This is a genomic window from Maribacter dokdonensis DSW-8 (assembly GCF_001447995.1).
In the GTDB taxonomy this organism is placed as follows: Bacteria; Bacteroidota; Bacteroidia; order Flavobacteriales; family Flavobacteriaceae; genus Maribacter; species Maribacter dokdonensis.
Window position 1 is genome coordinate 301,088 of sequence record NZ_LDPE01000001.1, and the last position, 14,390, is coordinate 315,477.

A 14,390-nucleotide genomic window follows, 5' to 3' on the forward strand; every position below is an offset into this window, starting at 1 on the left:
TAAAATCAGAGCTCTTTTAAGCTTGCTACTAAAACTTCTTTAAAACCTCACAGAAACCTTTCCTCTTAGGTAAAACGGAGTACCAGGAGTAAAATGAATTTCCTCTACAGATGCAGTTTCATTAAACAATCTACTTTCTGTAGCAAATTGGGTCTCGTTCCATTCTGTATCAAATAAATTCTCTATTATCAGACCCAATGTCCAGTTTTTTATATGATAGTTAAGGTTCATATCGGTTACAAAGTAACCTTCAGCTACAATGCTATTGTCTTCATTTGCTGCTCTATCTCCTAAGTAACGATAGTTTAAAGCACCAGAGAATTTTCCTAAATCTGTTACCGATAAACCACCTACTGAAGTAAAATCCGGAGCAAGAGGTATATAATCTTCCCCATCAAGTTCTTCAGTGCTTCTAGCGTAGGTATAATTGATATCATTATAAAGATACAGCCAATCTAACACCTGGTAACGAGCGCCTAGTTCAACACCTAACCTACGAGTCTTGCCACTTGGCTCAACAATACCAGCGTCACCTACATAAACAAATTCCTGATCTAATAACAGCCCCCATAAGGTAGCGTTCAGCACAAGTTTATCTGTAGGTTTAATAATAGTACCTAAATCTGCACCGTAAGCGGTTGGCAATATATCCCTACCTTCATTTGCAGTGACTACTCGAGTATCATTAGAATGAAATCCAAGACCCGTTTTCAAAAACACTTGCCAATTTCTATTTACAGTATACAATGTATTTAGTTTTGGACTCACTTTTGCCTTACTTTCGCTTTTATTGTCATAAAGCTCGCTTAGTTTGTTTTCATAATCGAAGTTGAAATAATCTAAGCGTACAGAAGGATTAAAAGTCCAATTACCTGTTTTGTATTCTCCGTCAACAAATCCGTAAAAATTGGTTTCATCTACATCGCCAAAAGCAAACTGCTCAAGGGTGGTTTTTCTGTTTAATGTATGTGACAGAGTTACATCATCTACATTGTCATACCTAAACCCACCACCTGCAGAATACTTAAAAGTATCATCTTTACCCACAGCAATGTTAATCTGTTCAAAAATAGTTTCGGCACCCATAATGGTTCTATCTTCAAATTGACGAATTTGATCTCCGTTGACCGGATCATCCAAAAAGAATGTAAAATTCGAAAACAACTCAAAATCATATTTACTTACAAAAGCCCTTGTTTTCAAAAACTGGTCTTCACCTAAGAATTTAACATGGTTCAAGATTAAGTTGGTTCTACTGGTTTGCCCACCCTCAGTATCATCAATTGCACCAAATCTACCTATTAGGTTTTGATCTACCGCTCTTTGAGGTATTTGACCAGAAGCATCCCATTTACTTTGAAAATGCGAAGCGGTAAAAGTCAATTCTTCATTTCCTATATCCTTATAATTATAGCGTCCTAGAATATTAATTCTATTAAAGTTTTGAGGAGAATCAAAAGGTCCGTCCGTAAGATATACTTCAGAAGCTAAATAAGCATTGCTTTTACTACTTTCCAGAACTTTAAAAAGTCCAACAAATCTATTGGTATTGAACTGTCCGGATTCATAAGAAACCATACTTTGATCTATACTTTTCTTCAGACTTAAATCAACATACCCGGCAGTATTAAAATTTCCTTTATCGGCATAATACAAACCTTTTCCAAAATTTATATTATCAATGGTTTCAGGAATAACGAAGTGTAGATCGGCATAACCTTGCCCATGCGCATGCGAAACCATGTTTACCGGCATACCATCAACGCTGATGGCCACATCCGTTCCATGATCTATGTCAAATCCTCTTAAAAATATTTGCTCGGCCTTACCACCACCTGCATGCTGTCCTATTAATAATCCAGGAACTTTACGTAAAATCTCTTGTGAAGATTTAACCGGATCGTTCTGTACATCAATGTTCACTATTCTGCTCATAGCATCAACTTTTGATACTACTACCACCTGATCCAAATTTATGCTAGACTCCTCTAAAGCAATTTGCACTCCTTCATTAACATGTTGGGGCTGTATGACCAATACATAAGTTTTATATCCTAGGTTAGAAAAGTAAACCGAATCGTTCACTGTTGTTGAAGGAAGTGAGAATGATCCTGATAAATTGGTATGGCTATGTTGCCCGGTCGTCTGATTAAAAATACCAACATTTTCTAATGCAAGTCCTTCTTTATCCGTTACTTTTCCCTTTAGGTTTTGTGCTGTCGCACTGGATGTTACACCAAATATCATAAATAGGCTCAACAGTTTTAAAGCCCTTTTACTGCTAGAATTCATAAAGTTGTTTTTAGAAAGATTGTTTTCAATGATACTTACGACAAAAAACAAGGAAGGTTTTAGTTAATTATAGAAAGGCAAAAATAATGGTTATATAAAGCTCTGTAACCTAATTACGCTTAATGACATTTTTTTTACGATAAGAGTCAACTTTTTCTATGAATAAAACAAAACTTTGAGGAGGATTTAAACACTACTAGAAATTAGTTTTATGAAAAAACAAGCATTGTTAACACCATACAATAAGAATATAGCATTAGAAAATAGAATTGTTATGGCTCCTATGACCAGAAGCAGGGCCACAAATGAAGAAAACAAACCAACAGAGGATTTACATGTGCCGTATTATAAACAAAGGGCATCTGCCGGATTGATTATTACAGAAGGCTCACAAGTTTCTAAACAGGCGGTTGGCTATGTGAATACGCCTGGCATCTACTCTCAAGAGCAGGTAGAGGCATGGGGCAAAGTCACTAAAGAAGTTAATGATAATGGAGGAAAGATTTTTATTCAGTTATGGCATGTAGGGCGTATGTCTCACCCAGATTTTCACGATGGCGATTTACCTTTAGCACCTTCTGCAATTAACCCCAATGCAAAAAGCTACACCCCTAATGGTTTTAAAGATACCGTAACCCCTAAAGCAATGAGCATTGATGAAATAAAACAAACGGTCAGTGACTTTAAAAATGCTGCTAAAAATGCAATAGTTGCAGGTTTTGATGGTGTAGAAATACATTCATCTAATGGATACTTGTTTCATCAATTTTTTAACGGTACATCTAATCATAGAACAGATGAATATGGAGGAAACATTGAAAATAGAACTCGGTTCTTTTTTGAAGTTTTGGATGCCATTAAAGAAGTGGTGCCCCAACAAAAAATAGGAGCAAGATTTAATCCTTCTTTAGATGGCCTGTTTGGTATTACAATGGACGAGGAAACCATACCAACTTTTGAATACATCATAAAAAGGTTAAATGATTATGATCTAGCCTACATTCATTTGTCCGAGCCCTTTACAGATGTTTCTAACATACCCTATGCAGTACAGCATATTGCCGCGCATTTTAGACCATTGTACACCGGTACATTAATGATAAACTCTAATTTTGACAGGGAATCTGGCAACAAAATAATTGAGGACGGCAATGCCGATTTGGTTGCCTTTGGCAAACTATTTATATCTAACCCAGATTTGGTAGAGCGATTCAAGAATAATTATGAATTAGCCGAATGGAATGAAGATACATTTTACACACCGGGTAAAGAAGGATATCTTGATTACCCAACATACAAGGAAAGTAACATCACTGTTTAGAAAACAAATTAGCCCCATAACAAAAAAAGCAGCCTAAACGGCTGCTTTTCTTTTTTAAACTATATGGTCCGTATTTTGTTCTAAATCTTCATTTTCCGCACCTCCCTGGCTGTACAATTGGTTCTCTTCATCTTTTAAAGAATTTTCAGATTTGCTTTGCGGAAGTTTCCTCCCTGGCACATCTAAATCCTTACCAGCAAAATCGACTTTTCGGTCTCTATCCGTGAGCTGACTATCATCGCCATTATCCGTTCTTGTGTTTTTAGTTTTTTCTCCTAGAGCCTGTAAATCATCCGTGGTAACATCAGAATTATAGGTTGACTTTTTATCTTCAGTTTTCATATATAACATTTTAATAATTGAAATGGTAATCTACTACTTACATCCACTATTTATTAGCACAAATGCTTTTTATCCTTGCTTTATTATTTAACAGGTATTTTAATATAGACTGTGGGTATTGCATCAATATTTTTGGTTAACGAATTAATACAAATAGGGCATTTTAATCACCTTGCAAGAAAACAAATTGAAATGGAAAATGTATTAGTTGCCGGTGCTAACGGTACTACTGGAAAGAAAATAGTTACACTTTTAAAAAACTCTCAATATTTTGAACCTATTGCAATGGTCAGGAAAAAAGAACAGCAGGAGCAATTTGAGAAAGAGAATATTAAAACGGTTTTGGGTGATTTGGAAAAAGATGTATCACACACCGTAAAAGATATGGACAAAGTCATTTTTGCTGCAGGTTCAGGAGGAAAAAAAGTAGTTGAAGTTGACCAAGAAGGTGCTAAAAATTTAATTGACGCCTCAAAAAACGCGAACATTAAGAAATTTGTAATGCTAAGTTCTATGGGAGCAGATAATCCTGAACAGGCCGAAGATCTAAAGGATTATTTAAAAGCGAAACACAATGCTGATGAATATCTAAAATCTGCCAATATAATGCATACCATAGTAAGACCAGGTTCGTTAACCAATGATGCTGGTACAGGTAAAATTGAATTGCAGGATAAATTGAACAAAAAAGGATCGATAACAAGAGATGATGTTGCGCAAACTCTAGTAAGATCATTACATGATGATGCGGCCATTAACAGAACTTTTGAAATTATAGAGGGCGATACGCTAATTTCTAAAGCAATGGATGCCAATTCATAAAAAAAATAAGTAGGTGGTTGTAAAAAGTCAATCTTAATTCTTTTAAGGTTGGCTTTTTTATTGGCACCGCCAAAGGATATAATACCCCGAAGCTTGCCTCGAATTTAAAAGTTTGATTCCTTTAAGTAGCTCATGGGCTTGCCCTGAGGAGTTTTACTCTTAATAACCTTTATACAAACCATGCAAACATTATATAACTTGAAGAGGTTACGTATCTTCGTATAAAAACCAAATATTCTGAACATGAAAAAAACGTTTTTAAAAAGTATAGCAGTACTGGCTATATTGCTTTCCATACAGTCTTGTAAAGAAAACAAAAAAGAAAACACCACCACTACCAATAATGAGGTGGAACTTGACAGTACAGATCTAGCCTTGTTAGAACTAAATTTGCCAGAAGGGTTTCAAATTGAAGTTTATGCCAGGGGAGTAGATGGTGCAAGATCAATGGCTATGGGTAATAATGGCACTTTGTTTGTTGGTACCAGAACAGAAAATACCGTCTACGCCATACAAGATACCAACGGTGATTTTAAAGCTGACAATATTATGGTTTTAGATACCATGGAAGTACCAAATGGTATAGCCATGAGAAATGGCGACCTATATGTAGCACAGGTAGGTAGTTTGTGGAAATATCCCAATATAGAAAATCAACTAGGAAATACGCTTGAAAAAGAGTTGATCTATGATGACTACCCAACAGAATTTCATCACGGATGGAAGTATATTGCCTTTGGTCCAGATGACAAATTATATGTACCAGTTGGTGCTCCTTGTAATATTTGTAATCGTACCGAAGAAGATGAGCGTTTTGCGACAATAACCAGAATGGACCCTGATGGAAGCAATCGTGAAATTTATGCCAGAGGAGTAAGGAATTCAGTTGGTTTTACTTGGCACCCCGATACAAAACAAATGTGGTTTACAGATAACGGACGTGATATGCTAGGTGATGATATACCGCCATGCGAATTAAATACCGTTACCGAAGCCGGGCAACATTTTGGATACCCTTTTTGCCACGGGGGCATTGTTAAAGATCCTGAATTCGGAGATTTACACCCTTGTTCAGATTTTGTTGATCCCGCCTTACAACTAGATGCACATGTGGCTCCATTAGGAATCAAATTTTACACTGGCAATATGTTTCCTGCTGACTACAAAGGAAAAGCATTTATTGCAGAACATGGTTCTTGGAACAGAAGCAAAAAAGTTGGATATAGAATCATGATGGTCGATATTGAAGATGGCGAAGCAGTAAACAGTGAGCCGTTTATAGATGGGTGGTTAGATGAAGCTGAACAAAAAGCAACAGGCAGACCGGTAGACTTATTACTTTTAAAAGATGGTTCAATGTTGATTTCAGACGATTACGGAGATGCTATTTATCGTGTTTCATATAATGAGACCGCATTGGCCAATAACTAAATCCTATAGAGGTTTTCATATAAAAAGCAGTCGTTTTCGGCTGCTTTTTAATTTTACACATACCTTATTTTGCTACCTATGTATTATATTTATATTATAGGTCCATACCAATAAAACATCATACCATGAATAGTTTAAGTTCGCGTAGAACATTTTTAAAGCAAACAGGGGTTTTATCCGTTAGCTCCATACTTCCGTTATCCGTTCTTCCGGTACATTACAAGTATAAAATGGGACTACAATTATTCACTATTAGAGATGCCATGGCCAAAGATCCTTTAGGAAGCATAAAATATGCTAGGTCCTTAGGTTATGAAGATGGAGAAATTTATGGGTACAACGGTGATAATGACACGTATTATGGCATAAAATCAAAAGAGTTTAAAAAGCAGCTAGATAGTTTGGATTTTACTATTTCTAGTGGTCATTATGATTTTTCCAGTCGCTTTAACGAACCTATTGATGTTTTAAAAAAATATGTGGACCAGTGCATTATTGGTTCTAAAAATTTAAACAGCAAATACATTACCTGGCCTTGGCTAGCCCCGGAATATAGAACTATCGAAAATTTTAAAGTACTGACAGATAAGTTAAACATCATAGGTGAACAAGTAACCAATGCAGGTTTACAATTTGCGTATCATAACCACGATTTTGAATTTACGGACCATAATGGTGAACAGGGCTATGATATTATCCTATCCGGTACAGACCCAAATTTGGTGAAATTACAAATGGATATGTATTGGGTAGAACATTCATCAAATAAAAGTATCCATGAATTGATCAAAGAAAATCAAGGTAGATATGTCATGTGGCATATTAAGGATATGGACAAAGTAACGCGTGACTATTCTGAAATGGGTAACGGTTCTATTGATTACAAGAATATATTATCATCCATAGAACAGAAAGATTTACAATACTATTATATTGAGCAAGGTGGTAATTTTGCAAAAAATTCAATGCAAAGTATTACAGACAGTGCCATATATTTTAAAAAACATCTGCAACGCTACCTTTAATCAATGGCATATCCAAACAAGGTTTATTTAAACGGAAATATTGTAGATGCAGAGGAAGCAAAAATATCTGTATTCGACCGCGGATTTATTTTTGGTGACGGATTGTACGAAGTTATGGTACAGATCAATGGCTCTTTCTTCTACGAGAAAGAACATTTAGAACGGCTACAATACGGTTTACAAGCAATCAACATAGATTTTGATACAGCCATTCTTAAAAAAGAAATACCCAAATTATTACATGCCGCCCAGCTGACAGCTATTGACTGTATGTTGTATATACAGATTACTAGGGGAGTAGCTCCAAGGCAACACTCTTTTCCGCAACAATGTCAACTTACTGTAATGATGTATGCCATACCAAAAGTATTACCTGTTATCAATGAAATTAATGCTAAGGTAATAACCAGAAAAGATTTTAGATGGTCTCGTTGCGATATTAAAATGACCTCCCTTTTAGGCAATGTTATGCTTAATGAAGAAGCTATGCAGCATGAATGCTACGAAACTATTTTACATAGAAACGGAGTTTATACAGAAGCCTCGCATAGCAATGTATTCTTTGTTAAAGAAGGCGTGGTTTATACACATAAGGCAAATGAACATATTCTTAACGGAATTACTAGGATAGTGGTCATTGAACTTTGTAATTCGCTAGGCATACCTTTAAAAGAAGAAGCTATTTCAGTTGAAGAAATTGAACATATTGATGAAGCCTTCTTAACAGGAACCAGCACCCAAATAGCCTCAATTCAACAGATTGATGATAAATTACTATACTTAGAAAATGAAAAAGGCCCCATTACAAAAAAACTGCAAGAGGCCTTTTTAAAACTTAAGTAGCTAATTATTTTACTTGAAAATAATCGAAGAACTGATTGGTATCCTTTATTTCCATTAGACCAAGTATATAACATACCTCGCTTAAATCCGAAAAATCAAGACCACCCTCATCTACGCTTTCATTTAAATATCTTCCATCTTTTCCATTATACTGATTGCCAAGTCGTATTGCCGTATTCCAAATGTTGGTTAATTTTTCATCATTGATTTTAGTCTCCCAAGCTACTTTACCATCTGATTTTAAACCAGGTGTACCATTGCCTACAGCATTGCCATCAGCAATTTTGTGATAATCCGTAACCGTTTGTGTGTATTTAAGCTTTGTAGGTTCTGTTACAGATTCGTTCCAATCACTATGCTGTACCACATGAATATGTTCTTTTATTTTAATTGACGGATTTTGATTTGATATTTGCTTTAACCAATCTGCCGTGAAATCTGACTGACCTGCTTCGGCTACCCAAACATCGCCGCCATTTTTAATAGTCTTTACCACTAATTTTGCAACTTTAGCTACAGATGCTTCCCATTCTTTATCAGCATCTGTCCAGTTATTTTTAAATGCCATTTTCATTAATTCGTTTGGCGGAACGTAAAGTCCTTCTTGAATACCATAAGAACCAGCAACAGCATAGTAATTTAAATGCTTATAATCCGGGTGTTTCAAAAGAGTAGCCAAACCTGCAGCTGTATGTAAATCATCAATATCCGTCTTGCAATCTAACTGTACCAATAATAAATCTTTAGAGATATCATAATTTGGTTTTTGGGCTGTCAAACAAAAGCTAAATAATAAAATGCACGTAATACCTGATATGGCTTTCTTAAAGTCAAATGTGTTTTTCATGTTGTTGAATACTATGAGTTGATTTTTTTGTTGTTTCTACTAATGTATCAATATTTATAATAGCATAATTGATGATTTTCTCATAAATCATGAACTAAACAACATCAGACATAATCAATAAAGATGTTCAATTTAGTTTTACAGAGAGTAAATGTTTCATTTTGAGCACAAAACTCATAAAGTATTCACAAAAAAAGAATATAAGTGATCAATAACCGCTCATTGTCAACTATTGGCGTCATCTTTGTTCACTAATAAGTATTATAAATTAAATTACATTACAATGAGTAAAGGAACAGTAAAATTTTTCAACGACACAAAAGGTTTCGGTTTTATCACTGAAGAAGGAGTTGAGAAAGATCACTTTGTACACATTTCTGGGTTGATCGACGAAATTCGCGAAGGCGATGAAGTTGAATTTGAACTTAAAGAAGGTAACAAAGGTTTAAACGCAGTGAACGTTAAAGTTATCTAAGACATATATACATTCAAGTTTAAGAAAAAGCCCTCTACTATTAGAGGGCTTTTTTTATTATCGCTCATTTTTAAGTCTATCAAAATCTTTCTCTAATTGAAATAATTTTTCTTCTATATTAAAATTGGTCTCTGGCAGTCTATGATAGAAAACGTATCGTACACGCCACATTTCCTTAATTTCCTTTAATTGGAGTACTACATCATCCACATTTTTATGATCTGCCCGCAACACAAAACTATCATTGGTAATAAACAATCTCCTTAAAATGATTTCCTTTTCCGTTACCGTAAAAACCAAGGTGCCATTATTAAGTTTTGAATATACCGCTGGCGGCACCCATTCCCCAATAGCAATATCCTTAGGGAACATTCCTAGTTCATTTCTACTCATTTCTAAATTTTGAACGGTGTATGCCCTAAATTTTTTATCTGGATTTATAGGTAATGATAAAAAAGGGAGGTCTTGTATGTAAGAATCCTTGCTGAAATACTTTATATAATCGGTCTGATTCACAGCTGTAATACAAGGTACTTTAATAAAGAATTCTTGCTCACCAAGGTCTTGCTCAACAGTTAAATTACCTTTGAACTTTAATAAATTATTTACCGTTAATTCGGTTGTTAGCAAGTCATCTATAGGAATGCTAAAATAATTAGCAATTTTTATCAATGTTTCTAGTTTTGGCTCACTTCTCCCTTCTTCATAAGCACCCAAAGTACCTCGTTTTAAGTCGAATAGCTCTGCAAATGCTTGCTGACTAAGACTTTTTAAACTTCTGATTTTCCTAATATTTTTACCGAAATACGACATTATTTTGCTAATTAAATTTGCAAATGATAAATATTTATTTATATTTGTCTAACAAAATTAGCAATAAATATTTGAATTGCTATTATTTTGAGCTATTAATTTTTGTTTAACCAATTTTAAAAACTCAATATCATGTTCGTCGTAGTTATTTACATTTTAGCGCTCCTATTATCAATTTAGGATTACGCACCAATATTATTTTGTATTATTGAATTTAAGAATCCACTTACAAAAACCAACACAAATGAAAAACCACTTTAATATAACCAGAGATTACCTGCTTGAATTGAATTTTAATATTGTAAAGGAGAATAGGGCAGACGGAATTATGGTTGTTGAGAAAGAAGATTCTGGAATAAAAAATTTGATTTTGGGAGTATCGCCTCCAATTTTGATTATGGAACAGTTTATATTCTCCGTTCACAATCAATCTGAAAAAATCTTTAAAAGCTTACTTCAGAAGAATAGAGATATCATTCACGGCGCTTTTGTTTTGGATGAAACTGCAAACCGCGTCATATTCAGGGACACCTTACAAATTGAGAATATGGATTTGAACGAGTTTGAAGCCAGTCTTAATTCATTAAGCTTACTTATGAGTGAATACTCGGACAAAATCATTGAATTTTCTAAATATTAAAAACAATAAAATCATGAATATATTTAAAAGACTATTTAAAATAGGAGAGGCTGAAACCAATTCGGCTATTGACAAAATGGAAGACCCCATTAAGATGACGGAACAAGGCATTAGGGACATGAAATTAGACTTAGAAAAAAGTTTAGAGGCTCTTGCACAAGTAAAAGCACTTGCCATACGTTCTAAGAACGATCAAGACGTTTATAAGAACAAAGCCAAGGAATATCAAGATAAAGCTATTATCATTCTAAAGAAGGCCAATAGCAAAGAATTGGACGCTGCCGAAGCGGACAGACTTGCAAAAGAAGCTCTAATGCAGAAAGAGAACAATGAGAAACAATTAGAGGCTACCAAGGTAGAAACTGAAAAGTTTGAGGCTAATGTAAGTCAAATGCAAGGCAACGTTGAAGCGCTAAAGGCGAATATAAATAATTGGGAAAACGAACTTAAAACGTTAAAAGCGCGTGTTAAAGTGAGTAATGCTACCAAAAATTTAAATAAGCAAATGGCAGAGCTAGACAGTAGTGGCACGGTTTCTATGCTTGAGCGTATGAAAGAAAAAATAGCGCAAGAAGAGGCCTTGGCCGAAGCGTATGGTGATATTGCCAATGCTAGTAAATCTATTGATGAAGAACTAGATAAAGCTGCAGATACCACTGAAGCTGCTGCAGAAGACGAACTTCAAAAATTAAAAGAACAATTAGGGTTCACAAAAACCAAAAAATAAGAATTTGAATCAACTAACCGACATATTATTTTCTGAAGTAAACATTACGCTGACCGTACTGTTGATACTTCTAATTGTCTACTGGATCATTACCATGATCGGTGGTCTTGATTATGACCTTGATGTAGATATAGAGGTAGATGCAGATATAGATTTTGATGCCGGTATTGAAGGCGGAAATCTAGATTTTGAGGACATTTCAAATGCAGAGGTCAATAAAGACGATGTTATAGGTAAGAAACGTAAACCCTTAAAAAAGTGGCAAATATTTCTCATTTATTTCAACTTTGTTGGCTTGCCCTTCATGTTCACCTTTACCTTCTGGATTTTCGTTTGGTGGTTTTCTACCACCATACTAACAACACTTACAGGTACCTATGAAAACTACATTGGTTTTATCATAATGATTGCGGTTCTTATTCCTGCTTTGTTTATCAATAAAATTCTTACCACACCGTTTAAAGGATTTTTTAAGCAATTGAATAAGGATGGTGACGCCCCAGTGGATTTTTTGGGGAGACAAGCAATTATGTTATCCAGTATTAGTGAAGATAAACTGGGTAATGCAGAAGTAAAAGCAGATGGCAACAGTCATTCTATTTACGTAAAATCGTTAGACCGTAAACCTTTGCCCTATGGCAGTTCTGTACTTATTATTAAAAGATCTGCGGATCACACACACTTTTTAGTTCAATCTTATAATCAATAAATCTTAAATCATTTATGGAATCCATCTTTTCAATTATTGGTATAGGTCTAGGAGTTCTTCTTTTCCTTATCATCGTTTATTTTGCAATTATTGCCATGTTCTACAAAAAGGTTCATCAAGGTCAAGCCTTGGTAAGAACTGGTTTTGGTGGCACAAAGGTAGCCACCGATAAAGGTCTTTATGTGGTTCCTGTTTTTCACCGTGTAGAGGTAATGGATATCTCGGTAAAGAAAATTCAAATAGAAAGACTGGCTACAGAAGGTCTTATCTGTAAGGATAATATGCGTGCAGATATTAAAGTGGCGTTCTTTGTTAGGGTAAACAATGAGGTTGACCTTATTAAAAAGGTAGCACAGACTATTGGTGTACAAAGAGCATCTAGACAAGAGACGCTTGAAGAACTTTTTGAAGCCAAATTCTCTGAAGCTTTAAAAACCGTGGGTAAAAAATTCGATTTTATTCAATTGTATGAAGCCCGTAGGGAGTTTAGAGATGAAATTGTAGATATTATTGGTATTGACCTAAACGGCTATACTTTGGAGGATTGTGCCATTGATTACTTGGAACAAACTGCTGTTGCCCATTTAAAGGCCGATAATATTTTAGATGCTGAAGGTATCAAAAAAATTACCGATCTAACCGCTGCACAAAACATTAAAGCGAATCTTATTAAGCGCGATGAGGAGAAAATAATCCGTAAACAAGATGTTGAAGCTCGTGAGGCTATTCTTGAGCTGGACAAGCAATTAGCGGAAAAAGAAGAGCAACAAAAAAGAGAAATCTCTAACATAAAGTCTCGCGAAGAAGCAGAAACTTTAAAAGTAGCCGAAGAAGAGCGTTTAAAGTCTGAAACCGCACGTATTGCAACACAAGAAAAGGTAAAGGTTGCCGAAGAGAATATGGAGCGACAAATTATTGTAGCGTTGAAAAATAAACAACGTACAGATGCTGTTGAAACCGAAAGAGTTGAAAAAGACCGTTTATTAGAGGCTACGGAAAGAGAGCGAGTTGTTACCCTGGCTCAAATAGAGAAAGAGAAAGTAGTAGAAGTTGAGAAAAAGAATATTCAAGATGTTATTCGTGATCGTGTTACCCTAGAAAAAGGAGTAGTGGAAGAGCAGGAGAACATGAAAGACATTGAAGCTTTCAAGACTGCAGATCGTGAAAAACAAGTTAAGATTACCATTGCTGAAGCTAATGCACAAGAAGATTTGATCAAAACGATCAAAGCGGCCGAGGCTCAAAAAGAAGCAGCTAAGCAAAAAGCGGAGGAAATCAATATTGAAGCCCTAGCACATAAAGAAGCTAGTGAGAAAGAAGCAGAAGCACGTAAGATTTTGGCTGAAGCACAAGCTAAAGAAGAAGCTACCGTTGGTATGTCTGAAGCACAAGTAATGCATGCCAAGGCAGATGCCTATGAGCGTGAAGGTGTTGTTCAGGCGCTTATCATTGAGAAAAAGGCAAAAGCAGAGGCTGCAGGTATTGAGGCCAAAGCGGAAGCAAAACGTAAAGATGGTTTAGCGGAAGCAGATGTAATTAAAGAGAAAGCGTTAGCAGATGCTGCCGGTATAGAAGAAAAAGCGAATGCCATGAAGAAATTAGATGGTGTTGGTAAAGAGCATGAAGAGTTCAAGCTGCGTTTAGACAAAGAATTACAAATTGACCTGGCTCAAATTAATATCCAGAAAGATATTGCCGATGCTCAAGCACAAGTTATTGGAGATGCATTGAAAGCTGCCAAAATTGATATCGTTGGTGGTGAAACAATGTTCTTTGACCAGATTATCGGGCAAATTACCAAAGGTAAAGGTTATGACAGGCTCGTTGCTAATAGTACCAACATTCAAGATGTAAAAGATGCTATTTTAGGTAGTGATGACGTAAAGGGCAACCTTTTGGAAAAGGTGAAAGAATTTGCTGATAAATATGGTATTTCTTCAGATGATCTTAAGAATTTAACCATTGCAAATTTATTGATGGACCTAAAATCCAAGTCCAGCGATAATGATGAGCAAACCTTGTTCAGCAATTTATTCAACCTTGCCAAAGGTTTAGGAATGAGTGATAAGAAATTGCGTTAACACCAAAGCATATTACTTCAAC

General features: G+C 35.3%; 14 protein-coding genes. 10 read left to right on the top strand and 4 right to left on the bottom strand.

Annotated features, from left to right (window positions below; translation table 11 throughout):
- Positions 1–39 precede the first annotated feature (39 nt).
- Positions 40–2,292: a TonB-dependent receptor gene (locus tag I600_RS01380; protein ID WP_394364951.1), complete on the bottom strand. Its 2,253-nt coding sequence runs from the start codon at positions 2,290–2,292 to the stop codon at positions 40–42.
- Positions 2,293–2,503: 211 nt separating this feature from the next.
- Between I600_RS01380 and I600_RS01385 the strand changes: the two genes are divergently transcribed.
- On the top strand, positions 2,504–3,613 hold the full coding sequence (locus I600_RS01385; RefSeq protein WP_058102726.1) for an alkene reductase: 1,110 nt from the start codon (positions 2,504–2,506) through the stop codon (positions 3,611–3,613).
- Between the two features lie 54 nt (positions 3,614–3,667).
- On the opposite strand, the gene I600_RS01390 is transcribed toward I600_RS01385, so the two are convergent.
- Positions 3,668–3,955, bottom strand: coding sequence for a hypothetical protein (locus I600_RS01390; RefSeq protein ID WP_058102727.1), 288 nt, complete (start codon positions 3,953–3,955; stop codon positions 3,668–3,670).
- A gap of 192 nt (positions 3,956–4,147) precedes the next feature.
- Here I600_RS01390 and I600_RS01395 point away from each other — a divergent pair, with 192 nt between their 5' ends.
- The 4 genes from I600_RS01395 to I600_RS01410 all read left to right on the top strand — a co-directional run bounded on the left by I600_RS01395 (position 4,148) and on the right by I600_RS01410 (position 8,076).
- The gene (locus tag I600_RS01395; protein ID WP_058104233.1) at positions 4,148–4,777 is read left to right on the top strand and encodes an SDR family oxidoreductase; all 630 of its coding nucleotides are present in this window, start codon (positions 4,148–4,150) and stop codon (positions 4,775–4,777) included.
- Between the two features lie 243 nt (positions 4,778–5,020).
- Positions 5,021–6,208 carry a PQQ-dependent sugar dehydrogenase gene (locus I600_RS01400; protein ID WP_058102728.1) on the top strand — a complete coding sequence of 396 codons (1,188 nt, stop codon included), beginning with the start codon at positions 5,021–5,023 and terminating at the stop codon, positions 6,206–6,208.
- Positions 6,209–6,333: 125 nt separating this feature from the next.
- Entirely contained in the window at positions 6,334–7,233 is a 900-nt protein-coding gene (locus I600_RS01405) for a sugar phosphate isomerase/epimerase family protein (RefSeq protein ID WP_209439177.1), read from the top strand.
- A gap of 3 nt (positions 7,234–7,236) precedes the next feature.
- Positions 7,237–8,076: an aminotransferase class IV gene (locus I600_RS01410; RefSeq protein ID WP_058102729.1), complete on the top strand. Its 840-nt coding sequence runs from the start codon at positions 7,237–7,239 to the stop codon at positions 8,074–8,076.
- Positions 8,077–8,080: 4 nt separating this feature from the next.
- Here I600_RS01410 and I600_RS01415 read toward each other — a convergent pair whose 3' ends face one another.
- Positions 8,081–8,923 carry a hypothetical protein gene (locus I600_RS01415; protein ID WP_058102730.1) on the bottom strand — a complete coding sequence of 281 codons (843 nt, stop codon included), beginning with the start codon at positions 8,921–8,923 and terminating at the stop codon, positions 8,081–8,083.
- 283 nt (positions 8,924–9,206) lie between these two features.
- On the opposite strand from I600_RS01415, the gene I600_RS01420 reads away from it, so the two are divergent.
- Positions 9,207–9,398, top strand: coding sequence for a cold-shock protein (locus tag I600_RS01420; protein ID WP_027067037.1), 192 nt, complete (start codon positions 9,207–9,209; stop codon positions 9,396–9,398).
- Between the two features lie 57 nt (positions 9,399–9,455).
- Here the strand turns inward: I600_RS01420 and I600_RS01425 are convergent, their stop codons facing one another.
- Positions 9,456–10,211 (bottom strand): helix-turn-helix domain-containing protein, encoded by a 756-nt coding sequence (locus I600_RS01425; RefSeq protein ID WP_058102731.1) that lies wholly within the window; start codon positions 10,209–10,211, stop codon positions 9,456–9,458.
- A gap of 244 nt (positions 10,212–10,455) precedes the next feature.
- Between I600_RS01425 and I600_RS01430 the strand changes: the two genes are divergently transcribed.
- The 4 genes from I600_RS01430 to I600_RS01445 are packed head-to-tail and all read left to right on the top strand — an operon-like array spanning position 10,456 to position 14,368.
- Positions 10,456–10,851 (top strand): type III secretion system chaperone family protein, encoded by a 396-nt coding sequence (locus I600_RS01430; protein WP_058102732.1) that lies wholly within the window; start codon positions 10,456–10,458, stop codon positions 10,849–10,851.
- 13 nt (positions 10,852–10,864) lie between these two features.
- The gene (locus tag I600_RS01435; RefSeq protein WP_058104235.1) at positions 10,865–11,578 is read left to right on the top strand and encodes a PspA/IM30 family protein; all 714 of its coding nucleotides are present in this window, start codon (positions 10,865–10,867) and stop codon (positions 11,576–11,578) included.
- 4 nt (positions 11,579–11,582) lie between these two features.
- Positions 11,583–12,287, top strand: coding sequence for an OB-fold-containig protein (locus I600_RS01440; protein WP_058102733.1), 705 nt, complete (start codon positions 11,583–11,585; stop codon positions 12,285–12,287).
- Positions 12,288–12,301: 14 nt separating this feature from the next.
- Complete coding sequence (locus I600_RS01445) at positions 12,302–14,368, top strand: flotillin family protein (protein ID WP_058102734.1); 2,067 nt, start codon at positions 12,302–12,304, stop codon at positions 14,366–14,368.
- Positions 14,369–14,390: the final 22 nt, after the last annotated feature.

Bases quoted from the DNA above. Each gene is read 5' to 3' on its own strand.
- I600_RS01430 (WP_058102732.1), top strand. From the start codon at position 10,456: ATGAAAAACCACTTTAATATAACCAGAGATTACCTGCTTGAATTGAAT.
- I600_RS01390 (WP_058102727.1), bottom strand. From the start codon at position 3,955: ATGAAAACTGAAGATAAAAAGTCAACCTATAATTCTGATGTTACCACG.
- I600_RS01380 (WP_394364951.1), bottom strand. From the start codon at position 2,292: ATGAATTCTAGCAGTAAAAGGGCTTTAAAACTGTTGAGCCTATTTATG.
- I600_RS01435 (WP_058104235.1), top strand. From the start codon at position 10,865: ATGAATATATTTAAAAGACTATTTAAAATAGGAGAGGCTGAAACCAAT.
- I600_RS01400 (WP_058102728.1), top strand. From the start codon at position 5,021: ATGAAAAAAACGTTTTTAAAAAGTATAGCAGTACTGGCTATATTGCTT.
- I600_RS01425 (WP_058102731.1), bottom strand. From the start codon at position 10,211: ATGTCGTATTTCGGTAAAAATATTAGGAAAATCAGAAGTTTAAAAAGT.
- I600_RS01410 (WP_058102729.1), top strand. From the start codon at position 7,237: ATGGCATATCCAAACAAGGTTTATTTAAACGGAAATATTGTAGATGCA.
- I600_RS01395 (WP_058104233.1), top strand. From the start codon at position 4,148: ATGGAAAATGTATTAGTTGCCGGTGCTAACGGTACTACTGGAAAGAAA.
- I600_RS01445 (WP_058102734.1), top strand. From the start codon at position 12,302: ATGGAATCCATCTTTTCAATTATTGGTATAGGTCTAGGAGTTCTTCTT.
- I600_RS01385 (WP_058102726.1), top strand. From the start codon at position 2,504: ATGAAAAAACAAGCATTGTTAACACCATACAATAAGAATATAGCATTA.
- I600_RS01415 (WP_058102730.1), bottom strand. From the start codon at position 8,923: ATGAAAAACACATTTGACTTTAAGAAAGCCATATCAGGTATTACGTGC.
- I600_RS01405 (WP_209439177.1), top strand. From the start codon at position 6,334: ATGAATAGTTTAAGTTCGCGTAGAACATTTTTAAAGCAAACAGGGGTT.
- I600_RS01420 (WP_027067037.1), top strand. From the start codon at position 9,207: ATGAGTAAAGGAACAGTAAAATTTTTCAACGACACAAAAGGTTTCGGT.